This window comes from Streptomyces sp. L-9-10, from assembly GCF_004151105.1.
Lineage (GTDB): Bacteria > Actinomycetota > Actinomycetes > Streptomycetales > Streptomycetaceae > Streptomyces.
Genome location: NZ_PHRF01000161.1, coordinates 191,558 through 214,452, shown reverse-complemented (window position 1 = coordinate 214,452; position 22,895 = coordinate 191,558). Strand labels below are relative to the sequence as shown.

The 22,895-nt window shown below is 73.1% G+C and carries 18 protein-coding genes; 10 read left to right on the top strand and 8 right to left on the bottom strand.

All coding sequences use genetic code 11. From position 1 onward, the window contains the following. Positions 1-17: 17 nt before the first annotated feature. Positions 18-1,760 carry a GAF domain-containing protein gene (locus tag CU044_RS33330; RefSeq protein WP_240045987.1) on the top strand — a complete coding sequence of 581 codons (1,743 nt, stop codon included), beginning with the start codon at positions 18-20 and terminating at the stop codon, positions 1,758-1,760. 49 nt (positions 1,761-1,809) lie between these two features. On the opposite strand, the gene CU044_RS33325 is transcribed toward CU044_RS33330, so the two are convergent. From CU044_RS33325 to CU044_RS33315, 3 genes are all read right to left on the bottom strand, one after another. Then, on the bottom strand, positions 1,810-2,568 hold the full coding sequence (locus CU044_RS33325) for a response regulator transcription factor (RefSeq protein ID WP_129772467.1): 759 nt from the start codon (positions 2,566-2,568) through the stop codon (positions 1,810-1,812). Between the two features lie 209 nt (positions 2,569-2,777). Next, positions 2,778-4,334, bottom strand: a complete 1,557-nt coding sequence (locus CU044_RS33320; protein ID WP_129772466.1) for a HAMP domain-containing sensor histidine kinase — start codon at positions 4,332-4,334, stop codon at positions 2,778-2,780. Beyond that, the gene (locus CU044_RS33315; protein ID WP_129772465.1) at positions 4,334-5,068 is read right to left on the bottom strand and encodes a response regulator transcription factor; all 735 of its coding nucleotides are present in this window, start codon (positions 5,066-5,068) and stop codon (positions 4,334-4,336) included. Before CU044_RS33315 ends, CU044_RS33320 begins: the two co-directional genes overlap by 1 nt. A 171-nt stretch (positions 5,069-5,239) precedes the next feature. Between CU044_RS33315 and CU044_RS33310 the strand changes: the two genes are divergently transcribed. The 3 genes from CU044_RS33310 (at position 5,240) to CU044_RS33300 (ending at position 7,904) form a co-directional block, all read left to right on the top strand. Beyond that, a complete protein-coding gene (locus CU044_RS33310) occupies positions 5,240-6,601 on the top strand; it encodes a ferredoxin reductase family protein (protein ID WP_129772464.1) in 1,362 nt (453 codons plus the stop codon). A gap of 11 nt (positions 6,602-6,612) precedes the next feature. Beyond that, positions 6,613-7,062 carry an FMN-binding protein gene (locus CU044_RS33305; protein ID WP_129772463.1) on the top strand — a complete coding sequence of 150 codons (450 nt, stop codon included), beginning with the start codon at positions 6,613-6,615 and terminating at the stop codon, positions 7,060-7,062. A gap of 89 nt (positions 7,063-7,151) precedes the next feature. Continuing rightward, positions 7,152-7,904 carry an FAD:protein FMN transferase gene (locus CU044_RS33300; RefSeq protein WP_129772462.1) on the top strand — a complete coding sequence of 251 codons (753 nt, stop codon included), beginning with the start codon at positions 7,152-7,154 and terminating at the stop codon, positions 7,902-7,904. 79 nt (positions 7,905-7,983) lie between these two features. Here the strand turns inward: CU044_RS33300 and CU044_RS33295 are convergent, their stop codons facing one another. Further along, on the bottom strand, positions 7,984-9,273 hold the full coding sequence (locus CU044_RS33295) for an APC family permease (RefSeq protein ID WP_129772461.1): 1,290 nt from the start codon (positions 9,271-9,273) through the stop codon (positions 7,984-7,986). 275 nt (positions 9,274-9,548) lie between these two features. On the opposite strand from CU044_RS33295, the gene CU044_RS33290 reads away from it, so the two are divergent. Then, positions 9,549-12,092: a protein kinase gene (locus CU044_RS33290; protein ID WP_129772460.1), complete on the top strand. Its 2,544-nt coding sequence runs from the start codon at positions 9,549-9,551 to the stop codon at positions 12,090-12,092. Positions 12,093-12,185: 93 nt separating this feature from the next. Here the strand turns inward: CU044_RS33290 and CU044_RS33285 are convergent, their stop codons facing one another. Then, positions 12,186-13,370: an NAD(P)/FAD-dependent oxidoreductase gene (locus CU044_RS33285; protein WP_129772459.1), complete on the bottom strand. Its 1,185-nt coding sequence runs from the start codon at positions 13,368-13,370 to the stop codon at positions 12,186-12,188. Between the two features lie 144 nt (positions 13,371-13,514). Between CU044_RS33285 and CU044_RS33280 the strand changes: the two genes are divergently transcribed. The 4 genes from CU044_RS33280 (at position 13,515) to CU044_RS33265 (ending at position 18,705) form a co-directional block, all read left to right on the top strand. Then, complete coding sequence (locus tag CU044_RS33280; RefSeq protein ID WP_129772458.1) at positions 13,515-14,009, top strand: DNA-binding protein; 495 nt, start codon at positions 13,515-13,517, stop codon at positions 14,007-14,009. Between the two features lie 199 nt (positions 14,010-14,208). Beyond that, on the top strand, positions 14,209-15,399 hold the full coding sequence (locus tag CU044_RS33275) for a sialidase family protein (protein ID WP_129772457.1): 1,191 nt from the start codon (positions 14,209-14,211) through the stop codon (positions 15,397-15,399). A gap of 112 nt (positions 15,400-15,511) precedes the next feature. Next, positions 15,512-16,300, top strand: a complete 789-nt coding sequence (locus CU044_RS33270) for an HAD-IA family hydrolase (RefSeq protein WP_129772456.1) — start codon at positions 15,512-15,514, stop codon at positions 16,298-16,300. Continuing rightward, positions 16,297-18,705: a glycosyl hydrolase family 65 protein gene (locus tag CU044_RS33265; protein WP_129772455.1), complete on the top strand. Its 2,409-nt coding sequence runs from the start codon at positions 16,297-16,299 to the stop codon at positions 18,703-18,705. The genes CU044_RS33270 and CU044_RS33265 overlap by 4 nt, the downstream gene beginning before the upstream one ends. 74 nt (positions 18,706-18,779) lie before the next feature. On the opposite strand, the gene CU044_RS33260 is transcribed toward CU044_RS33265, so the two are convergent. Further along, positions 18,780-19,823: a zinc-dependent alcohol dehydrogenase family protein gene (locus tag CU044_RS33260; protein ID WP_129772454.1), complete on the bottom strand. Its 1,044-nt coding sequence runs from the start codon at positions 19,821-19,823 to the stop codon at positions 18,780-18,782. A gap of 93 nt (positions 19,824-19,916) precedes the next feature. Further along, on the bottom strand, positions 19,917-20,717 hold the full coding sequence (locus CU044_RS33255) for a TioE family transcriptional regulator (protein ID WP_129772453.1): 801 nt from the start codon (positions 20,715-20,717) through the stop codon (positions 19,917-19,919). 58 nt (positions 20,718-20,775) lie between these two features. On the opposite strand from CU044_RS33255, the gene CU044_RS33250 reads away from it, so the two are divergent. Continuing rightward, on the top strand, positions 20,776-21,993 hold the full coding sequence (locus CU044_RS33250; protein ID WP_129772452.1) for an erythromycin esterase family protein: 1,218 nt from the start codon (positions 20,776-20,778) through the stop codon (positions 21,991-21,993). Here CU044_RS33250 and CU044_RS33245 read toward each other — a convergent pair. Next, a complete protein-coding gene (locus CU044_RS33245; RefSeq protein ID WP_205124131.1) occupies positions 21,990-22,793 on the bottom strand; it encodes a methyltransferase domain-containing protein in 804 nt (267 codons plus the stop codon). The genes CU044_RS33250 and CU044_RS33245 overlap by 4 nt on opposite strands. Positions 22,794-22,895: the final 102 nt, after the last annotated feature.

Here is a 22,895-nt window from a genome sequence, read left to right as displayed (position 1 = left end):
GCCGCGACGGAGGGACCGTGGGCGACGACGGGAACACGTGGGCCGAGGGCGCCCCGAGACGGCTGGACGTCCTCCCGGAGGAGTTGCAGGCGCAGCTCGACGCTGTCCGGCACGGGACGCCGCAATCGATGCAGAGCCTGCTGGAGGCCGTGCTCTCGGTCGGGCGGGAGCTGGATCTCTCACAGGTGCTGCGGCACATCGTGGAGGCCGCGGTGGTGCTCGTGGACGCCGAGTACGGCGCGCTCGGCGTCATCGGCGAGGGGATGACGCTCTCCCGCTTCCTGCCCGTCGGCCTCACGGCGGACGAGATGGACACCATCGGCCGGCTGCCCGAGGGCCATGGAATCCTGGGCGAACTGATCCGCCACCCCGAGTCCCTGAGGCTCTCCGAGATCTCGGACCATCCGGAGTCGTACGGGTTTCCGCCCAGCCATCCGCCCATGCACTCGTTCCTGGGCGTGCCGATCCGCGTGCGCGACACCGTGTTCGGCAACCTCTACCTCACCGAGAAGAGGGGCGGCAAGGACTTCGACGACGAGGACGAGACCGTCCTCTCCACGCTCGCCATGGCCGCCGGGGTGGCCATCGAGAACGCGCGGCTGTACGAGAAGGCCCGGGACCGGCAGCGCTGGCTGGAGGCCAACGCGGAGATCGTCGCCAGTCTGCTGTCCGGCGCGGACGAGACCCAGGTGCTCCCCCTGGTCGTCGACCACGCGCGCCGTGTCCTCTCCGTCGACCTGGGGGCGCTGGCGCTGCCCGACGAGGGCGGGGATGTCCTGCGCGTCGCGTTCGCCACCGGAGTCGACGCCGAAGCACACGACGGACTGGTGCTCCCTCGCGAGGGCTCGTTCGTCGGAGCCGCCCTGCACGCGGGAAAGCCGCTGATCAGCCTGGACATCGAGACCGACCCGAGGAGCACCGCGGGCCCGCCGGGGTGGGACGGTCTGGGGCCCGCCGTCGCGGTGCCCATGGTCGCGCGGGACGGCGTGCGCGGCGTCCTGCTGCTGGCCAGGCTCCGCGGGAAGGTCCCGTTCACCGAGGCCGAGACGGCGCCACTGCTGGCCTTCGCGGGACAGGCGGCGCTCGCCATGGAACTCGCCGGGCGCCGGCGCTCCGCCGAACAGCTCACCCTGCTGGAGGACCGTGACCGGATCGCCCGTGACCTCCACGATCTGGCCATTCAGCGGCTCTTCGCCACCGGCATGACCCTCCAGAGCACCCTGCGGTTCGTGGACCATCCCGCGGCGCGCGAGCGGCTGCTGCGCGCCGTGGACGATCTCGACGAGACCATCAAGATCATCCGCTCGACGATCTTCGGTCTGCGCGCCCATGACACGGGACGTACCCGGCAGGGGCTGCGCGTCCGCGCCACCGCGGCGGTCGAACAGGCCGTACGCCCCCTCGGCTTCACACCGTCGCTGCGCATGGAGGGGCTCATCGACACGGATGTCCCGTCGGCGGTCGCCGACCATGTCGTCGCCGTCCTGGGCGAGGCGCTCAGCAATGTGGCCCGTCACGCGCGCGCCACCGGCGCGGAGGTGTCCCTCGTCGTCCGCGAGCACCGGCTGACCCTGACCGTCTCGGACAACGGTGTCGGCCTGGCGCCGGACTGTCCCCGAAGCGGCCTGGACAACCTCGCCGGGAGAGCGGAGACGCTGGGCGGCCGGCTGACGGTCATGCCGGTCGAGGCGGCTGATCACGGCGGAGCCGGTCAGCGCGGTACCCGCCTCGTATGGACCGTGCCCGTCGACCCCTGCTGACCCACCCCGTGTGCCGCCGACCCCGGCCCCGGGTGCGGGGCCGCGGAGCTCAGTGGCTCCCATGGCCGGGGTCCGGCGGTCCCGCGGAGTGCGGGGCGGCCTCGGTGGCGAGGACGGCGGCCTGGATACGCCGTTCCACACCGAGCTTGGCCAGCAGCCGCGAGATATGGTTCTTGACCGTCTTCTCGGAGAGATAGAGCCGCTCGCCGATCTGCCGGTTGGTCAGCCCCTCGCCGATCAGCCCGAGGATCTCGCGCTCGCGGGGTGACAGCCCGGACAGCGCGTCGGGCTCCCGCCGCTCCTCCTCCGCGTCCTCGCCGCGCAGACTGCTCATCAGCCGGGTCGTCGTGGCCGGGTCGAGCATGGAGCGGCCCGAGGCGACCGTACGCACGGCGTCCACCAGATCCGACCCCTTGATCTCCTTCAGCACATAGCCCGCCGCCCCGGCCATGATCGCGTCGAGCAGCGCGTCGTCGTCATCGAACGACGTGAGCATCAGACAGGCCAGACCGGGCATCCGCGACCGCAGCTCCCGGCAGACCGTGATCCCGTCGCCGTCCGGCAGCCGTACGTCGAGAACGGCGACATCGGGCCGGAGCGCCGGACCCCGGGCCAGGGCGTGGTCCATCGAGCCCGCGTCCCCGACCACCTCGATGTCCGGCTCCGCGTCGAGCAGATCCCGCACCCCGCGCCGGACGACCTCGTGATCGTCGAGCAGGAACACCCGGATCGGCTTCCGCGCGGGTTCGCGCGCCGGTCCGCGCGCCGCTTCGTGCTCCGAGAAGTCCACGTCCCGTGCCTCGTCCATGCCCGACCTCCGCGCCGTCGTGGGCCCCGCCCCGGTATCCGGCCAGGGCCTCCATCGTGGCGCCACCTCCCCATCGTGGCGCGGGCTCCGGTGGGCGTACCAGGGCCGAACGGGGCCCGCGCATGGGCCGTCCAGGTCCCCGGAGCGCTCTGCCAGGGCCCCGACCGTCCCTGGACGAAGAGCGAGTACGGGCATCGCGGGCTCTTCCGTCAGGCGCCGGGGCCACGGTCACGGTCGTCGTCCGCGCCGTGATCCCCGGGCGGCGACGCGGGGCGAGCCGACGCGGGGAGAACCATCCTGAACACGGTGCGTCCAGGGGCGCTCTCCACGCCGACCGTGCCGCCGTGCGCGGTGACCACGGCGTACACGATGGCGAGCCCCAGCCCCGTGCTGCCCGCCGCCCGCGAGCGGCTGACGTCCGCGCGTACGAAACGGCCGAAGATCTCCGGCTGGAGTTCCTCCGGGATACCGGGGCCGTCGTCCGCCACGCTCAGCCGGATCCCGTCCCCGTCGGCCGCCAGCCGGACGGTGACCCGCGTACCGGGCGGTGTGTGGGCGCGGGCGTTGGCGAGGAGGTTGCCGACGGCCTGGTGCAGTCGGTGCTCGTCGCCCGTCACGGTCACGGCCTCCTCCGGCAGATCGAGCACCCACCGGTGGCCGGGGCCGGCGGCCCGCGCGTCGTCCGTGGCGTCGAGCACGAGCCGCGTGAGGTCCACGGGGCCGCGGCCGAGGGCGCGTCCGGCGTCGATACGGGCCAACAGCAGCAGGTCGTCCACCAAGCGGCTCATGCGCTCCGACTCGGACTGGATACGGTCCAGCGCCCGCCGTACCTCGCCCGGTACGGGACCCGTGTGCCGGAGCGCCAGTTCCGCGTGGCCCCTGATGTTGGCCACGGGCGTGCGCAGTTCATGGCTGGCGTCCGCCGCGAAGTGACGCAGACGTTCCTCACTGGCCTGCCGTCGCTCCAGGGCGTTGCCGACATGCCCGAGCATGCGGTTGAGCGCGGTCCCGACCTGGCCCACCTCGGTGCGCGGGTCCGTGACCGGTACCGGGTCCGGCATGGCGACCTCTCCGCTGGCGAGGGGGCGCTCGGCCACGTTCGCCGCGGTGCTGGTCACCCGGCGCAGCGGGCGCAGCGACAGCCGTACCCACAGCGCCGCCAGGATTCCCGTGACGATCAGGGCCGCGCCGAAGACCGCCGCCTCCACCCATTCCAGCCGGTGCACGGTTTCCTCGACGGGGCGCAGTGGCAGTCCCGTGATCAGCACATCCCCGTCGTCGCCCTTGACGGCGGCGAGCCGGTAGTGCCCCAGCGCGGACAGCCGGAGCGTATGACCCTCTCCGTCGACGGGCAGCGCGGCGAGTGCGCGCCGGTCGTCCGCCGTGAGCCGTACCGCCGAGTCGCCCTCGTTCCTGACGACAGCCGCCTGTGTGGTGGTGCCCCGCAGCAGCCGGGCTCCGAATGTGCCCTTCGACTGGCCCCTGGTGTCGGCGCGGTTGTCGCGGTCCGGAGCGGCCTCGTGTTCCAGACTCGCCGGGAACCTCCCCCCGGACGCGGAAAGCTGCTGGTCGAGGCGGCGGACGAGGAATCCTTCGAGTGCGAAGGCCGTGGTGACGCCCACCGCGAGGCAGGCCAGGGCGAGGAGCGCGACGAGCCCGGCGGTCAGCTGACCGCGCAGCGTACGAGGCGGCAGCGAGGCGCGGGACAGCGGCCGTCGCGATGGAGGCGAGGCGCGGGACAGCAGCCGTCGCGGCGGAGCCGCCATCAGGACTCCGGCTTCAGTACGTAGCCCACGCCGCGCACGGTATGGATCATCGCGGGCCGCCCCGCGTCGATCTTCTTGCGCAGGTAGCTGATGTACAGCTCCACGACATGCGCGCGGCCACCGAAGTCGTAGGACCAGACCCGGTCGAGGATCTGCGCCTTCGACAGCACCCTGCGGGGGTTGCGCATCAGGAACCTGAGCAGCTCGAACTCCGTGCGGGACAGCTCCACGAGATCACCACCACGCGTGACCTCCCTGGCCTCCTCGTCCATCACCAGGTCTCCCACGGCCAGCAGCCGGTCGCTGTCCGTCTCGCGCGCCATGCCGGCCCGTCGCAGCAGCCCGCGCAGCCGGGCCAGCACCTCTTCCAGACTGAAGGGTTTGGTCACATAGTCGTCGCCGCCCGCGGTGATTCCGGCGATCCGGTCCTCGACGGAGTCGCGCGCGGTCAGGAACAGCACACACACGTGCTCCAGCTCTCCGCGCAGCTCGTGCAGCACCCTCAGACCGTCCATGTCGGGCAGCATCCAGTCCAGGACGACGGCGTGCGGACGGAACGCGCGGGCGGTGGCGACGGCCGACGCGCCGTCGGCCGCGGTGCGCACCTCCCAGCCCTCGCCCGACAGCACGCCGGAGAGGACCTCCGTGAGGTCCGGCTCGTCATCGACGACGAGGACCCGCACCGGGCCGCCGTCGCTGCCGTACAGACGGGGTGGGTGGCTGTGGTTCTCCATGGTCCTCACAGCATCTCCCGCGACACGGGGTGTGTGCTTCAGGGCTTGCTCTGAGTTCCCTCTGAATACGCCCGGAACGAGGGCGCTCAGAGAGATCTCAGAGGTTGGGTTGCCAGGCTGGCGGCGGCCGGTGGAAACGATGCCGGCGGCCACCGGCGGAAAGAGGGCCCCATGACCAGCGCGACCCACGCGCGCCGCATCCCGGACCGCGCGCTGGGGCCGCGGCGGCCGCGTTCCGCCGTCCCCGCGATGACGCTCGGAGCGATCTGGGCAGGTGCCGCCGGTGTCCTCGCCCTGTGGTGGAGAGACACGGCCTCGGTCGTGGGCGCGGGCGGGTGGCTGACCGACGCCGGCCGGATCACCGGGCTCCTGGCGGGGTACGCCTGCGCCGTGCTGGTGGTCCTGATGGCGCGCATACCGCTCCTGGACCACAGCGTAGGCACCGATCGGCTCGCGCGCTGGCACGCGATGGGCGGCCGCTACACCGTCTCGCTGGTGCTGGCCCACACCCTGCTGATCATCTGGGGCTACTCCCTCACCGCACACGCCGGCGCGGTGGACCAGACGACCACACTCCTGCGCGCCTACCCGGACATGCTCAAGGCCACCGCCGCCTTCCTGCTGCTGGTGGGCACCGGAATCGTCTCGGCGCGGGCCGCGCGGCGCAGGATGCGCTACGAGACCTGGCACTACCTGCACTTCGCCACGTATCTGGCCGTCTTCCTCGCCTTCTTCCACCAGTTGAGCAACGGCGCCGATTTCGTCGCCGACAGGCCGGCCCAGGCGGCCTGGTACACGGTGTACCTGGGAGTCGCCGCGCTCACCGGCTGGTACCGCTTCCTGGTCCCGGTACGGCGGGCGCTGCGCCACCGGCTGCGTGTGGCCGGCCTCCGGTACGAGGCGCCCGGCATCGTGTCCGTCCATCTCAGCGGCGAACGTCTGGACGAACTGGGCGCACGGCCTGGGCAGTTCTTCCGCTGGCGCTTCCTGGCGCCGGGCCTGTGGTGGACCGCCAACCCGTACTCGCTCTCCGCGCCGCCACTCGACCACCGGCTGCGGATCACGGTGAAGGAGGCAGGCGGTCACAGCGCCGCGCTGGCGGGGCTGCGGCCGGGGACCCGGGTGTGGGCCGAGGGGCCGTACGGTTCCTTCACCGCGGCCCGGAGCGCGTCGCGGAAGGTGCTGCTGCTGGCGGGCGGTGTCGGGATCACGCCGTTGAGGACGCTGTTCGAGACGCTCCCCGGCGAGGTGACGCTGATCTACCGGGCCCGCCGCCCCGAGGACCTCGCCCTGCGTGCCGAACTCGACGCGATAGCGGCTGCCCGCCGCGCCGCCGTGCACTACATCGTCGACGAACCGGCCGCGTACTCCTGGCCGCTGACGGCCCGGGCGCTGAGCCGGCTGGTGCCCGACCTCGCCGCGCACGAGGTGTATCTGTGCGGCCCGCCCGGCATGACCGCCGCCGCCACCCGCGCGCTGCGCGGCGCCGGGGTGCCGCGCCGTCATATCCATCACGAGTCGTTCGAGTTCTGAGGAGACCCACCGTGCGACGAGCCGTTCTCACCGCCGCGTCGACCTGCTCCCTGGTCGTCCTGCTGCTCGCGCTCAAGCCGCACCACACAGCCGCGATCTCCGCGCCCGGCGGCGGCACACCCCCGAGCGGGACAGCCCCCTCGCCGACGCGGTCCGAGCCCGCCGCGAGCGGCTCGCACCTGGTCAGCGGCACCTACACAGGTGATCCCGTCGACACCCGGTACGGGACGGTGCAGGTCGCCGCGACCGTCCAGGGCGGCAAGCTCACCGACGTCAAGGTGGTTCAGGTACCGTCCGGATCCGGCCGCGACCAGCAGATCACCGCCTACGCGGTGCCCCGGCTGACGCAAGAGGCGCTCACCGCCCACAGCGCGCACATCGACGCGGTCTCGGGCGCGAGTTACACCAGTCAGGGCTACATCCAGTCCCTGCAGAGCGCACTCGACAAGGCCGGTGTCTGACGGTGTCCGACACGGATCGGGAAACAGGTACGCGTGCGGGTCCGGGTGAGGCGCCGGGGCGTGGCGGGTGGCGCCACGTCGAGCACGCGATGGGCACCGTCTTCTCCTTCGACATGCGCGACCCGCGCACGCCCGCCGTCGAGGCCGCGCTGCGCGAGGCGGTGCGCTGGCTGCACCACGTCGACGAGGTGTACTCCACGTACCGGCCCGAGAGCATCATCTGCCGTCTCGCACGCGGAGAGATCCGACTCGACGCGTGTTCCTCCGAGGTACGCGAGGTCCTCGCCCTCTGCAAGAGGGCCGTACGGCACACCGGCGGCTGGTTCAGCCATCTCGCGGGCGGTGTCCTCGACCCGTCCGGGCTGGTCAAGGGGTGGTCGGTCGAACGCGCCTCGCGGATCCTGCGCGAGGCGGGCGCGTACAACACCTGTGTCAACGGCGGCGGGGACCTGCAACTCGGAGGAGAGGCGGCGCCGGGCTCACCCTGGCGCGTCGGGATCGCGGACCCCCTGCGCCCCGGGGAGTTCTGTACGGTCGTCACCGGCCGCGACCTGGCCATCGCCACCTCGGGCGAGACGGAACGCGGAGCCCATATCCTCAACCCCCACCACGGCACGCCCGCGTGCGGCCCCGCGTCCGTCACGGTGGTCGGTGCCCGGCTCACCATGACCGACGCGTACGCGACCGCTGCCTTCGCCATGGGGGAGGGGGCACGGGACTGGCTGGAATCCCTGGACGGCTACGAAGGGTTCGCGGTGACACCGGACGGCGGGTCGTGGCGCACCAGCGGATTCCCCGGTGAAACGCCGCCGGGTCCGAGGGCCGACGTGTCGGGGCGCTGAGCAGATCACCACGGCTCGACGATCCCCCGGAGCATGCCGTCGCCATCGACTACGGGCAGCCGCTTCGGCTTCCCCCGTGTCATGGTCCGTGCCGACCGGGCGGTCGGCGGCGGGCGACCGCCTTGCGCAGGCCGTACGCGGCGGCGCCCACCGCGAGCACCACGGCTCCCCACACGACCGAGGCCGTCGGCAGGGCGAAGGCCAGGACCAGGCAACCGGCCAGGCCCAGGACCGGCACGATCCTGGCGGGGCGCCCCTCGGCCGGCGTGAGCGTCCAGGCGGAGGCGTTGGCGACGGCGTAGTAGGCGAGCACGCCGAAGGACGAGAAACCGATCGCGCCGCGCACATCTGCGGTGGCGGCCAGGACGGCGACGACCGCGCCGACCGCGAGCTCCGCGCGGTGCGGCACCCCGAAGCGCGGGTGGACGGCGGCCAGGGCGTGCGGCAGATGCCGGTCACGGGCCATGGCAAGCGTGGTACGGGAGACACCGAGGATCAGCGCGAGCAGCGAGCCGAGCGCCGCGACCGCGGCCCCGGCCCGCACCACCGGGACCAGCTCCGGGACCCCGGCGGCTCGGACCGCCTGGTCCAGCGGCGCGGCGGCCCCGGCCAGGCCGTCGGGCCCGAGCACCGCGAGGACCGCGAGGGCGACGGCCGCGTACACGGCCAGCGTGATGCCCAGCGCGAGCGGGATCGCCCGGGGAATGGTCCGGCCCGGGTCGCGGACCTCTTCGCCGAGGGTGGCGATGCGCGCGTAGCCCGCGAAGGCGAAGAAGAGCAGCCCGGCCGCCGTCAGCACCCCGCCGAAGGTGGCGTCCGCGCCGATGTCCAGCCGCGCGGGCTCGGCCGTCCCACCGGTCAGACAGGCCGCGACCACGGCGGCCAGGACGGCCGGCACGACCGTGACGATGCCCCTCGTCAGCCACGCGGACTTCCGCACGCCGACATAGTTCACCGCGGTCAGCGCCACCACCGCCGCCACCGCCACCGCGTGCGCCCGGCCGGGCCACGCGTACGCGCCCACCGTCAGGGCCATCGCCGCGCAGGAGGCGGTCTTGCCGACCACGAAGCCCCAGCCGGCCAGATAACCCCAGAAGTCCCCGAGCCGCTCGCGGCCGTAGACGTACGTACCGCCGGACGTCGGGTAGCGCGCGGCCAGCCGCGCGGAGGACGTGGCGTTGCAGTACGCCACCACCGCGGCCACCGCCAGGCTCAGCGGCAGCCCGGACCCGGCCGCCTCGGCGGCCGGGGCGAGCGCGGCGAAGATCCCCGCGCCGATCATCGCTCCGAGCCCGATCACCACGGCGTCGAACACGCCCAGACGCCGCTTCAGCTCTCCCGCTCCGGCGGGCCCCGCCGACGTACCCATCGCTCGCTCCTCGCCCCTGGCCGGGCAACACCGCACTCCGCGGGCGGCTGTCCGCGTCCGTACGATATCGATGGGTGAACAGCCGACGGAGCCCGCCCGGACCCTGACGGCACCGCGTGCGACACCGGCCGGACAGGGCCGAGGCGAGCCGGCCGTCGATGACGGTGCACTCCTCCCGCCCTCGTCCGACTCGCCCACCGGTAGGGTGGATTCGCTTGGGACCGGCCGTCACGACCGGCCTCGCTACCGCGGCGAACGACTCATGGGGGCCAGTGGTGACCTTGCGGGGGGACGATCCACGCTCCGTCGGCGCGTACCGGCTCGTGTCACGGCTGGGCGCGGGCGGCATGGGCGTCGTCTACCTCGGACGGTCCGTCTCCGGACGCCAGGTCGCGGTGAAGATGATCCGGCCCGAGTTCGCCGAGGACGACGGGTTCCGCAGCAGGTTCCGCCGCGAGGTGGAGGCGGCGCGGCGGGTCAGCGGGGCCTTCACCGCGCCCGTGGTGGACGCCGATCCGGAGGCCGAACAGCCGTGGCTGGCCACGCTGTTCGTACCCGGGCGTACGCTGCACGCGCGGGTGGCGGACGACGGTCCGCTGCCCCCGGGCGAGATACGGATCCTCGCGGCGGGCCTCGCGGAGGCACTGCGCGACATCCACCGCACCGGTCTCGTACACCGCGACCTCAAGCCCGCCAATGTGCTGCTCGCCGAGGACGGTCTGCGGGTCATCGACTTCGGGATCTCGCGGGCGGTCGACAGCGATCCGCTGACCCGCACCGGTCTGGTGGTCGGCACACCGCCGTTCATGGCGCCCGAGCAATTCCGGGCGGGTGAGGCCACAGGGCCTTTCACGGATGTCTTCGCGCTGGGTTCGGTGCTCGTGTTCGCGGCGACCGGGCACGGCCCCTTCGACGCGACGGATCCGTTCGTGTGCGGCTACCGGGTCACGCACGAGGAGCCGGACCTCACCGGACTCCCTGACGAGCTGCGGGAGTTGATCGCTCCCTGTCTGTCGAAGGAGCCGAGCGCGCGCCCCACGGTGGGGGACCTCCTGAAGCACACGGAGGCGGCGATGTCGGGGGCGGTCGCGACGGCCGGGACGGCCGGGACGGTCCCCGCGGTCGAGACGGGGACGACGTCCACCGAAGCGGCGGGTACGGAATCCCCGGCACAGCCGGAGGCGCGGCCCGATGTACGGCCCGACGTACGGCCCGATGTACGGCCCGAGGCGGAGGTCATCACCGCGAGCGCACCGGCGCGGGAGCCGGAACCGGTTGCCCGTCCGGCGTCCGGGCCGGTCACCGAACCCACCGCTCCGCCGGTCACCGAGCCTGCCGCTCAGCCGGACACCGAGTCCGCCCGTCCAGCCGCCCGGCAGCCCGCTCCGCCGGTCGCCGAGCCCGGACCCGCGCCGCGGCTCACCGCCTTCGCACGGGCCGAGACACACGTCGCACCCGCGCCGGCACCCGCGTCCGCACCCGCACCCGCACCCGCAGATCTGCCCCCCTCCCCGGAACGAGCCGGAGGCGGCTTCCCCAAGCGGCGTACCGCCCTCGCCCTCGTCACACTGGCGGCCGTCGTGGCGGGCTCGCTCTGGGTGGTGAACCAGGGGGGCGGCCAGGACGAACAGGCCGGCGAAAAGGGCGGGCCGGCCGGAACCACCACGCCCCGCGCCTCACTCCCCGCCACGCCCTCCCCGTCGCCCAGAACCGACGCCCTCGGCCCCGTCCCCGACCCGCCCGGCGGATTCCGCGGCTGGACCAGCCGCATCACGCTCGACGGGCGCAGCTACGAGCTGGGCAGCGGAAGCTGTGCGACGGTGAGCAGCGGCGTCTACTGCGCGACCTCCTACCGCCAAGCGGTCAAGCTCGACCCCGCCACCGGCGCCGAAGGCTGGAAGAAGGACTACCCCGACGGCCACGGCTACGTCTACCGGGGCATCGCCGGCGTGAGCCGGGACACCGTGATCGGCTGGACCTCGGTCGGGATCTCCCGTGGTCCGTCCCGGCTCACGGGCCTCGCCACCGCCGACGGCGGGTCACGCTGGGCCAAGCACTACAGGCAGTTCGCCATCCCCGCCTACGACGGCCGGAACACAGTATTCATGGCCGACGCCCCCGAAGGCCGGCCGACGGTACTCAGAGCACTCGACGCGGCCACCGGCAAGGAGAAGTGGACCATCGACGGTCCGTCACCCGGTGTGGGGCAGGTGCTGTGTGCCGGGGACGGCTTCCTCGTCACGACCGAGGCGTACGGGGAGAGCACCATCGCCGCGGCGTACGGGGCGGAGAGCAGCGAGGAACTCCGGCGGACCAACTTCGTCGGCTCCCTCCTCGCGTGCGACGTGCGGGCGGGCGCGATCTACTTCCTCGTCGGCGAGGGGGACGACGGACCGCGCCGCGCCCTGCGGTGGGACCTGAAGAAGCCGAAGGGCACCGACCCCGAACGCGTCGACGTCGACGGTACGTTCCGCACCGGCACGTTCGCCGACGATGTCTTCTACGGCTCCGACGAATCGGCCGCGTACGCCTACGACTTGCGTACGGGCAAGCTCATGTGGCGCCGTGCGCTGCCCAAGGGCGTCGGCTTCGCCGCACCCGCGACCGCACCGGGGAACCGGCTTCTGGTACCCGTGGGCGAGGGCAGGGTGGCGGTGCTCAACGCCACCACGGGCAGCCCGCTGTGGACCGCGAAACCGAAGGGCAAGACCGCCGGGGGCGCCGGCGAGAGCCGCCCGATGACGCTCGGCGGCGCCGTCTACACGGTCGCCCTGGGGACGGACATCTACGCGTTCCGGCTGGACGGGAAGACGGGCTGACAGCCGCGCGCACGCTCCGACCGCCGGCGGGCGGGTAATCCGGTGCATCCGGTGCATCCGGTGCATCTGGCGTATCGGGTCGGGAGGCCGCTATCAGTCCGCTGATCGGTCCGCGCGGCCGAGGTGGTGAGCGAACTGGTCGATCAGGCCCTGCGGCGCGTCGGGACCGAAGCAGAGGGCGAGGCTGTCGGCGGACTCCACGGCGGATGCCTCGGCACGCGGGAACAGCGCCTCCTCGTAGACGGTCAGCGCCTTCTCCGTATTACCGGGATGGGCCACGATCGCGGCGGCCAGTTCGGCGCCGTCGAGCATGGCGAGGTTGGCGCCCTCACCGGCGAAGGGCGACATCAGGTGCGCGGCGTCACCGAGCAGGGTCACACCGGGGATCCGGTCCCATCGGTGGCCGATGGGCAGGGCGTGGACGGCGCGCGGTACGAGTGGGCCGTCGGCGTCGGCGATGAACGCGCGCAGCCGCTCGTCCCAGCCGTCGAAGTACTCCAGGAGACGGGACTTGGCCGCTTCCGTGTCGGCGAAGTCGATACCGCTGGAGGCGATCCAGTCCGCCGGGGCCCTGAGCGCGCAGTAGAAGTGCAGCCTGCCGTCGGTTTCCCGGTGGGCGAGGAAGCCCTTCCCCTCGGCCAGGGCGAACAGCATGCCGCCTCCGACGACGGCGGCGCTGCCGGGGTGGCGGGTGTCGGCGTCGTGGAGATCCATTTCGACGAAGGAGACGCCGGAGTAGCGGGGCACGGCATCGGAGACCAGCGGACGCAGCTTCGACCAGGCGCCGTCCGCGCCGATCAGCAGGTCGGTGGTGAAGGTGGTGCCGTCGCCGAGAGTGACCTCGTGACGGCCCGCACCGAGCGCGCGGGCGGCGGTCACCTTGGCACCCCAGCGAATGGTGTCCCCGGGCAGTGAGGCGAGCAGGAGGTCACGCAGATCGTTGCGGTTGACCTCGGGCCGGCCACCGGTGCTGTCCTCGTCGCTCTCCTCCAAGCGGACGGTGGCGTGCTTGTCGAGGATGCGCAGGGCCTCGCCGCCGGGGTGGACGGCGGCGCGGAACTCCGCGAAGAGACCGGCGGCGCGCAGCGCCTCCTGACCGGAGTCCTCGTGCAGGTCGAGCATGCCGCCCTGCGGCCGGGCGTCGGGTGAGGCGTCCCGTTCGTACACGGCGGCCTCGATCCCGTGCAGATGGAGAACCCGGGCCAGCACGAGTCCGCCGAGTCCGCCGCCGACGACGGTGATGGGGTGGTGGGTTCGGTGGGCCTGGTGGGTCGGCATGTCGATCACTCCTCTTCGGGCGTGGTGGTGCTTGACCGCCGAGGGTAGCGAACATGTTCGTCACGAACAAGTTCGCGATGAATGTGAACGGATTGTTTACAACGGATAGTTGACATCGATTCGTGTATTGCCGAAACTGGTCGCATGTCATCGACGTCCGGTCGGCCCGCCGACCCCTTCACGCCCCCGCATCCCGAGCAGGCGCGCGCGCATCGCGTCGCCGCCTCGCTGTTCCGCATCGCCGAGCGGCACGCGGCCAGTGACGAACAGCGCCGCCGGCAGGTCCATCCCTCGGTCCTCGCGCCGCACGAGGCCATCAGGCTGGTGTCGTTCCTGCTCAGTGGCGCCGCGCGGCCCGATGACGGCGAGCCGGAGGTGGACCACGCGGACATCACCGCAGCCCTGAGCCTCATCCCCTTGGCACGCGGCGAAATGGACGAACTGGAGGCCGGGCTCCTCAAGATGGCCCGCGGGCGCGAGATGACCTGGCAGGAGATCGCCTTCGGTCTGGGCCTCGGCACTCCGCAGGCGGCGAGGCAGCGGTACGAGCGGCTGGCCGACCGTACCGCTGCCGACCCGGACGGGGCGGGGGAGTCGGGGGAGTCGGGGGAGGTGGACGGGGCAGGGGAGACGTCTTAAGGCGCTTCTCAAGGCGCTCCTCCAGGCGTCCCCCCTCCGGCCCCCATCGAGAGCGGGGGCCGGAGCGGGAAGGGTCACGGGGCCGCGATCTCCAACAGGCGGGCGGCCCGGCACGCGTGGCGATCGGGAAGCGTGCTGATCATCCCGCTATGTTCCTCCCGGACCGCCCACGCACCTGCCACGCCAGCCGAGGGACGCGATGAGACTCCGTGCCGTCAGAATCAGCCGGTCGCCGGCGCTCCTGTTCGCTCTCCTGATCAGTACGGCGATGGCGCTGTGGCCCGCAGCCCCGGCACACGCGCGGCCGGAGTCCTGCGAGCCCTCCGTCCCGTACGAGTCCGGGACCTCCGGCTACCACACCTTCCGTATCCCGGCCGCTCTCCAGGTGCCGGGCGGCGCCCTGCTCGCGTTCGCCGAGGGGCGGCGCGACTCTGCCGCGGACGACGGCGACATCGATCTGGTCCTCCGGCGTTCGCTGGACGGAGGGTGCACCTGGCAGCCGCTCCACGTGGTCGCCGACGCGAGGAAGGACACCGTCGGCAACCCCGCGCCGATGATCGACCCGCACAGCGGGGACGTGGTGCTCGTGACCTGCCGGACGATCGACGGCGCGACCAAGCGCCAGGTGGTGGTGGGAGCGGTCGCCGGATCCGTCCGCCGGGTGTACGTGCAGCGCAGCACGGACGGCGGCCTGAGCTGGTCACCGCAGAGGGACATCACGGCGTCGGTCAAAGCCGCGGACTGGCGCTGGTACGCGGTCGGCCCCGGGCACGCGGTGGCGCTGCGCCACGGCCCGCACCGGGGACGGCTGCTGGTCCCCGCGAACCACAGCGCGGGCCCCAAGGCCCGCAGCGGCGCGCACTCCCTGATCAGCGACGACGGCGGTCACAGCTGGCGCGTCGGCTACCTCAGCCCCGGGGCCGACGAGCCGCTCGCGCTCAACGAGAGCACGCTGACGGAACTGCCGGACGGCCGCGTCTACATCAACGCCCGTGATCACGACCGTACGACCGAGGGCTCCCGGGCCGACGCCTACAGCGCCGACGGCGGCCTGACCCTCTCCGTCCCGTTCCGTCCGCAGCCGCGGATCGAGGGGCCCGTGGTTCAGGGCAGTGTGCTCCAGGTCCGCGGCCTCACACGGTACGAGCCGCTGCTGTACTCCGGCCCCTCGGACGCCGTGGAACGGCTCCGGATGCAGGTGCGGGCCAGCGCGGACGGCGGGCGGTCATGGCGACCCGTGTGGACGGTGTCGGAGGACCGGGCCGGCTACTCGGACCTGGTGCAGACCGGTGGAGGGACCGTCGGCCTGCTGTACGAGACGGGGGAGCGGACCTATCACGACACCATCCGCTTCACCCGGCTCCCCTGGGTCTGGAGGCTTCTGCCGTAGGGCGTGCCGGGCGGAAACGACCCCGGCCCCGCCGTGCTCACGACCGTGAGCCGTGGTGCCATGGGTCCATGGGGCATCTCCTCGCAGGGGCCGGGCACGGACGGATCGGGCCATGACCGCCACGCCGGCCCTGGCACCGTGCCTGCGCTCCGTGCGGGCCGTGGTCTTCGACACCGACGGGGTCATCATCGACTCCGCCGGAGTCCACGCCGCGGCCTGGAAGGGCGCGTTCGACGCGTGCCTGTCCGCCGCGGGCGCGCGGGAGCCCTTCGACGCGGTGGACGACTACCGCCGTTATGCCGACGGCAAGTCCCGCGAGGACGGGGCGGTCGCGTTCCTGAGCGCGCGCGGGCTCGATCTGCCCCTCGGCGACCCCGGCGACGGACCGGGAACAGCCACCGTCCGGGCCGTCGCGGCACGCAAGGAGCAGCTGTTCAACCGCCGGCTGCGCGAGCACGGCGTCGACGCCTGGCCCGGGACCGTACGCCTGCTCCACGCGCTGACCGCCCTGCGCGTGCCGTGCGCCGCCGTCTCGGCGTCCCGGCACGCGACGGAGCTGCTGACGGTGGCCGGTGTGCGCGGTCTGCTGCGGACCGTGGTGGACGGCGACGAGGCGCGCAGGCTGCGGCTGCCGGGCAAGCCCGCCCCCGCGCTCTTCCTGGAGGCCGCCCGCCGTCTCGGGTTCCCGCCCCGGGACACGGCCGTCGTGGAAGACGCGCTCGCCGGTGTCGAAGCGGGCCGGCGCGGCGGGTTCGGCGTGGTGATCGGTGTCGACCGTACGGCAGGGCCGACGAGCGCGGCCGACCTGCGCGGGCACGGCGCCGATGTGGTGGTCGCCGACCCCGGAGAGCTGCTGATCGCGGAAGCGTGCCGGAGCGGCGCGAACAGGAGCAGCGGGTGACCTCACGCGCCTGGACCTGGACCTACGAGGGTTACGACCCCGAGGCGGAGCGCCTGCGCGAGGCGCTCTGCACGCTGGGCAACGGCTACTTCGGCACCCGCGGCGCCGCGTCGGAGACCTCCGAGGGACCCGCGCACTACCCCGGCACGTACGCGGCGGGTTGCTACAACCGGCTGATCTCCACCGTGGCGGGCCGTCAGGTCGAGAACGAGGACATGGTCAATCTGCCCAACTGGCTGCCGCTGCGCTACCGCGTACACCCCGAGGGAGCCGCACCGGGACCGTGGCTCTCACCCGACGGCCCCCACCTCCTCACCCATCGGCAGAGCCTGGACCTGCGGCACGGCACCCTGACCCGCTGGTCGGTGTACGAGGACGACGCCGGGCGGCGGCTGCGCGTGGAGCAGGCCCGGCTGGTGCACATGGGCGAGCCGCATCTCGCCGCACAGCGCACCTCGTTCACCGCGGAGGGCTGGGCCGGGACGGTGGAGGTGGAGTCGGGGCTCGACGGCGATGTGCGCAACGCGGGAGTGGAGCGCTACAGCGAGCTGGCGAACCGGCATCTGACCCATGTGCGCACCGGCGCCGAGCACGATGACACCGTGGTGTGGCTGCGGTGCCGCACCGTCACCTCCGACATCAGGATCGCGCTCGCCGCGCGTGTCCGCGTCACCGACCGCCGCGCCCTCCCACCCCGTGCGCGGCTCACCGCCGGACAGGCCGTCCAGACGCTGCTGATCCCCGTGGGGCGCGACGAGACCGTGGCCGTCGACAAGACGGTCGCGCTGTACACCTCCCGCGACCCGGCGATCAGCGGCCCGCTGACCACCGCCGTCCAGGAGGTACGGCGTGCCGCCGACTTCCCCCGGCTGCTGGCGTCGCACCACCGTGCCTGGGAACGCGTCTGGCGGGAGGCCGCGCTGGACGTGCCCGGCGAGGCGGGCCGGATCCTGCGGCTGCACCTCTTCCACGTGCTCCAGACCCTGTCCCCGCACACCGCGGGACTGGACGCCGGCGTACCGGCCAGAGGGCTGCACGGCGAGGCGTACCGCGGGCATGTCTTCTGGGACGAGCTGTTCGTCCTGCCGTTCCTCAACCTGCACTTCCCGGAGGTTTCCAGGTCCTTGCTCGGCTACCGCTACCGGCGGCTGCCCGCGGCCGTGCACGCGGCGCGCAGTGTGGGCCGGCGGGGCGCGATGTACCCCTGGCAGAGCGGCAGCGACGGGCGCGAGGAGACCCAGGAAGTCCACCTCAACCCGCGCTCGGGCCGCTGGCTGCCCGACCACTCCCGGTTGCAGCACCATGTCGGCTCGGCGGTGGCGTACAACGTGTGGCAGTACTGCCAGGCCAGCGGCGACACGGAGTTCCTGCACACCGACGGCGCGGAGACACTGCTCCAGATCGCGCGGTTCTGGGCGAGCAGCGCGGTCTGGGACCCGGCGCTGGAGCGGTACCGCATCCGCGGTGTCGTCGGTCCCGACGAGTACCACGACGGCTACCCGGACGCCACGGTGCCGGGCCTGGACGACAACGCCTACACGAACGTCACCGCCGCGTGGGTACTGACCCGGGCCCTCGAACTCTGCCGGACCCTGCCCCCCGCGCACCGCCACCAGCTTTTCGACCGCATCCGGCTCGCGCCGTCGGAACAGGACGGCTGGGACGACATCGCCCACCGGCTCCATGTGCCGTACCACGCGGGGATCATCAGCCAGTTCGCCGGATACGGGGATCTCGCCGAACTCGACTGGGAGGGATACCGGAAGCGGTACGGCGACATCCGGCGGCTGGACCGGATCCTGGAGGCGGAGGGCGACACGGCCAACCGCTATCAGGCGTCCAAGCAGGCCGATGTGCTGATGCTCGGCTATCTCTTCTCGCCCCGGGAACTCGCCGGGCTCTTCCGACAGCTCGGTCACCGCCTCGACGACGACTCCTGGCGGGCCACCGTCGACTACTACCTCGCCCGCACCAGCCACGGGTCCACGCTCAGCTCCCTCGTCCACGCGTGGGTGCTGGCCCGGGTCCGCCGTGAGGAGGCGTGGGTCTTCGCCGAGGAGGCGCTCGCCGGGGACGTGGCGGATGTCCAGGGCGGCACCACGGCGGAGGGCATCCACCTCGGCGCGATGGCGGGCACCCTGGACTTCGTACAGCGCGGGCTGACGGGTCTGGAGACCCGTGACGACGCGCTGTGGCTGGATCCGGCGCCGCTGCCCCAGCTGTCGAAGTTCGGGGTCGGCATCCGCTACCGCAGTCACTGGGACGTGGATCTGCGGATCCGCGCCCAGCGGGTACGGATCGCCGTGCCGGACGGGAGCGACGGTCCGGTACGCGTGGTGCTCGGCGGGGTCGAGTCCGTCATCGCTCCCGGCACCGCGCGCCGGCTCGAACTGCCCGGTGGATGAGCCGGGCAGGCGGGTGGGCGCGCGGCGGCGGTGCGCGCCGGTCGGGTACGGGCGTCAGCCGGCCACGTGCGGCGTCAGTCGGGTACGAGCACCGCGGCGCCGTTCACCCGGTCGGCCGCGAGGTCGGCGAGCGCCCGGTCGGCCTGGCTCAGCGGATAGCGGCTGACGGTGACGCGGATGCCGATGCGCTCGGCCAGGGCGAGGAAGTCGTACCCGTCCTGGCGGGTGTTGGAGGTGACGCTGCGCAGATTCCGTTCCTGGAAGAGATGGCGCTGGTAGTTGAGCACCGGAATGTCGGAGAGATGGATTCCGGCGATCGCGAGCGTGCCCGACCGGTCCAGGGCCTCCAGCGCCACCGGCACCAGGTCACCCACCGGGGCGAACAGGATCGCGGAGTCCAGCGGCTCCGGCGGCCGGTCCCGGGCGTCACCGGCCGAGGAGGCGCCGAGTTCCATGGCGAGGTCACGTGCCGACGCCGACCGGGTCAGGACATGGACCGTGGCGCCCTCGGCCAGCGCCACCTGCGCGGCCAGATGCGCGGAGGCGCCGAAACCGTACAGCCCCAGACGCCCGCCGCGGGGCAGCGCGCTGCGGCGCAGCGAGCGGTAGCCGATGATCCCGGCGCACAGGAGCGGCGCGAGGAGCGCGGGGTCCTGGTTCTCCGGCAGCCGGTAGGCGAACGCCTCGGGGACGACGGCCAGTTCGGCGAAGCCGCCGTCCGCGTCCCATCCCGTATAGAGGGACCGGGGGCAGAGATTCTCCTGTCCCGCCCGGCAGTAGCGGCAGGTCCCGCAGGTCCCGCGCAGCCAGGCCCCGCCGGCCCGGTCGCCGCTACGGAACCGCGTCACGTCCTCGCCGACGGCGGCCACCCGGCCGACGATCTCGTGGCCGGGGATGCTCGCCGGGCGGTGCGGGACGAGATCGCCCTCGGTCAGATGCAGATCCGTACGGCAGACGCCGCACGCCTCCACCCGCAGCAGCAGTTCGCCCGGCCCGGGGGCGGGCACGCGGCGGCTGACACGGACCAGGGGCCGCCCGGTGCTGATCGGCCCCGGGGTCTCGACGGCCCAGCCGCCGTAGGTCTCCGTGGCGGGGACGGCGGACGCGGGAACAGCCATGAACCCAGCCTGCGGCGCTCGCCGACCCGCGGCAAGCGGGCGCCGCGACACCCCCCCCGGGGCCATACCTCTCCCCGGCATGCGGCCGGAGTCTCATCCGCGCTCGCGGAGGTACGCCTCCAGTTCGGCGGCCCCGGTCAGCATCGCCCGCGCACGAGCGGACAGCCGCCCGTGCCAGTCGTGCAGTGCGGCCTCCAGCGGCTCCAGGCCGCCGGCCGCCCGTACCTGGGCGAGCAGCGGGGCGATCCGCTCCAGCGGGTAGCCGCCCCGTCTGAGCTGGTGGGCCAGCCGGACGTCCCGTGCGTCGGCCTCGTCGTAGACGCGGTACCCGGTCAGCGGGTCACGGCGCGGGCGCACCAGCCCGGCCCGCTCCCATTTCCGCAGCGTCGCGGGCCGGATTCCGAGCTCCTCCGCCAGCGGCCCGATGAACGTGCCGCCGGGCCCGGACACCGGCCTGGACACCGGCCTGGACACCGGCCTGGACACCGGCCCTGACGCCCGCGCGGACCGGGACACCGCCGCGGCGGGTTCGGACGCCGTGGTGTGTGCCAGGTCGCGGAGGGCGTTCTCCACGGCCTGAAGGGTCCGCCGGTCGTCGAGCAGCTGGGCGTGGCTCTCGTCGATGAGACGGAACGCCTCGTCGACCGCGCCCTGGTGCACGGCCCGCATGATCGACGTCGCCGTCCGGTGGCTGTGACCGGGCACCAGCGCGAGGAACGCGCCCAGGGCCCGCGCGTGCAGCGGGGTGTAGGTGCGGTAGCCGTGGGCCGTGCGACCGGCGGTCGGCAGGATGCCGGCCGCCTCGTAGTTCCTGACGGCCTGCGTCGACAGACCGTGCCCGCGCGCCAGGTCGATCGGCCTGAGCTGACCACCGTTTTGAAGGTTTCGTGCCACGGGACGGACGATATCGCGGAAAAGCTTCCACCGAGGGTTCAACGATACCGTTGAAGGCATGGTTACCGACATCAAGGACACCGTCCACGCCGTCACGGCTGCCGCCGTCCTGAAGCCGCTTCCGGCCCGGCCGCGATTGCTCGCCCTCGGCGAGCCCACCCATGGCGAGGACCTCCTGCTCGACGTGCGCAACGAGCTCTTCCGGCAGTTCGTCGAACAGGAGGGCTACCGGACGATCGCGATCGAGAGCGACTGCCTGATGGGTCTGGTCGTGGACGACTACGTCACCTCGGGCACGGGCACCCTGGACGAGGTCATGGAACGGGGAATCAGCCACGGCTGGGGCGCCTCCGCGGCCAACCGCGAACTCGTTCGCTGGATGCGCGCCTACAACGTCCGCGCCGACGACGACGGCCGGCCCGCGTCCGAGCGGCTCCGCTTCGCCGGGTTCGACGGCCCGCTGGAGATGACCCACGCCGCGAGTCCCCGGCAGGCCCTCACCGCACTCCACGGCTACCTCGCGGCCCGGGTGGACGCGCATCTGCTCCCCTGTACCGCGGACACACTCGACCGCCTGCTCGGCGCCGACGACCGGTGGACCGAGCCCGCCGCGATGATGGACCCGTCCCGGTCCGCGGGGCAGTCGGCCGAGGCCCGGGAACTGCGGCTGCTCGCCGACGATCTGGCCGCGCTGCTCGACGCGCAGACGCCGTACCTGATCACGGCGACATCGCGAGAGGACCGGGACCGGGCCCGCCTGTACGGGCGCACCGCCGTCGGGTTGCTGCGTTACCACTTCTGGATGGCCGACACCTCACCGGGCCGTATGACGCGGCTGATAGGCCTGCGGGGCCAGATGATGGCCGACAACCTTCTCGCCCTCGCCGCCCGGGGCCCGGCACTCGTCCACGCCCACAACTCCCATTTCCAGCGGGCGAAGAGCTCGATGCGGATGGGCGACATGCCGCTGGAGTGGTGGAGCGCCGGTGCGCTGGTGAGCGTCCGGCTCGGCGAGGAGTACGCCTTCGTGGCCACGGCCCTCGGCACGATCCGGCACCAGGGAGTGGACACGCCGCCGCCGGACACCGTCGAGGGACTCCTGTACGCGCTCCCGGAGGACCGTTGCGTCGTCGACGCCCGGCGGCTGGCCGCCGCCCTCGGCGACACACGCCCCGCGCCCCGCGTATCCCCCTGGTTCGGCTACGCCCCGTTCGACCCGGCCCACTTGGCGGACAGCGACGGCATCGTGTTCGTCAAGGACGTCCCGCGCATCTAGGGTCCGTCCGGCCGGTGTGCGTGGGCCGGTGCGCTCAGCTGCCAGACGCGCGCCGGGGGCACATTGCCCCAGACCGTGCGGCAGCCGACGGCATGGGCTCGCTGGAAGGAGTCGAGCACATGCACGACTCCGCTGTGCCGGGCCAGGCTCCGGGAGCTGCCGAACACCGCACGCAGCCTGGTGGTGCCGCGATACCCGAAGTACGTCAGCCGGCCGCCCGGTCTGAGCGCGGTCAGACAGCGCGCGAGCAGATCGGACACCTCGTCGGGGCGGAAGTTGGTGAACGGCAGCCCCGACACGATCACGTCGTACCGTGCCGCGGGGTCCAGCTCCTGGACCGGTGCGGCTATGAGCCCGGCCCTTCCCCCCAGGGCCGTGAACAGGGGATCGGTACGCAGATCGGCCGCGAGTACGCGGGCGAAGCGCGGGTTGGACTCGACCAGGTCCAAGGTGTCCTCGGGCCCGAGCAGGCCGGCGAGCACCCGGGAGACCGCGCCGGTGCCGGCCCCGACCTCCAGTACGGCGCGGGGACGCCCGGTCCGCTCTGCCAGCGGCGCGGCGAGGGCCCGGGCGAGAGGGCGCCCGCTGGGCGTCACGGCGCCGGTCGTACGGAACGTCCGCAGCGTCTCCGCGAAGAACAGCCCCCGGTCGGCGAGCCGCCGGGCGGGCGTGCGCCGGGCCCGCGCACCCCCGGCCGGGGGTGCGGCGGTGCGTGCGGCGCCAGAGGGTGAGGTGCCGGAGGGGGACGTGCCGGCCGGCGGGGTGCGGACCAGCGGGGTACGGGGCGGTGGAAGAGCCATGCGAGCGACGCTAGGCAGCGGGCGGCGCCGGGGAATCCGCTGTTGTGCGACGGCGGTCTCCGACGAAAGTCGGGGGTGGCGACGGCTGTCCGGCGGGGGTGC

Bases quoted from the DNA above. Each gene is read 5' to 3' on its own strand.
- CU044_RS33260 (WP_129772454.1), bottom strand. From the start codon at position 19,823: ATGGCTGTTCCCGCGTCCGCCGTCCCCGCCACGGAGACCTACGGCGGC.
- CU044_RS33310 (WP_129772464.1), top strand. From the start codon at position 5,240: ATGACCAGCGCGACCCACGCGCGCCGCATCCCGGACCGCGCGCTGGGG.
- CU044_RS33315 (WP_129772465.1), bottom strand. From the start codon at position 5,068: ATGGAGAACCACAGCCACCCACCCCGTCTGTACGGCAGCGACGGCGGC.
- CU044_RS33280 (WP_129772458.1), top strand. From the start codon at position 13,515: ATGTCATCGACGTCCGGTCGGCCCGCCGACCCCTTCACGCCCCCGCAT.
- CU044_RS33300 (WP_129772462.1), top strand. From the start codon at position 7,152: ATGGGCACCGTCTTCTCCTTCGACATGCGCGACCCGCGCACGCCCGCC.
- CU044_RS33325 (WP_129772467.1), bottom strand. From the start codon at position 2,568: ATGGACGAGGCACGGGACGTGGACTTCTCGGAGCACGAAGCGGCGCGC.
- CU044_RS33245 (WP_205124131.1), bottom strand. From the start codon at position 22,793: ATGGCTCTTCCACCGCCCCGTACCCCGCTGGTCCGCACCCCGCCGGCC.
- CU044_RS33295 (WP_129772461.1), bottom strand. From the start codon at position 9,273: ATGGGTACGTCGGCGGGGCCCGCCGGAGCGGGAGAGCTGAAGCGGCGT.
- CU044_RS33320 (WP_129772466.1), bottom strand. From the start codon at position 4,334: ATGGCGGCTCCGCCGCGACGGCTGCTGTCCCGCGCCTCGCCTCCATCG.
- CU044_RS33275 (WP_129772457.1), top strand. From the start codon at position 14,209: ATGAGACTCCGTGCCGTCAGAATCAGCCGGTCGCCGGCGCTCCTGTTC.
- CU044_RS33270 (WP_129772456.1), top strand. From the start codon at position 15,512: ATGACCGCCACGCCGGCCCTGGCACCGTGCCTGCGCTCCGTGCGGGCC.
- CU044_RS33285 (WP_129772459.1), bottom strand. From the start codon at position 13,370: ATGCCGACCCACCAGGCCCACCGAACCCACCACCCCATCACCGTCGTC.
- CU044_RS33250 (WP_129772452.1), top strand. From the start codon at position 20,776: ATGGTTACCGACATCAAGGACACCGTCCACGCCGTCACGGCTGCCGCC.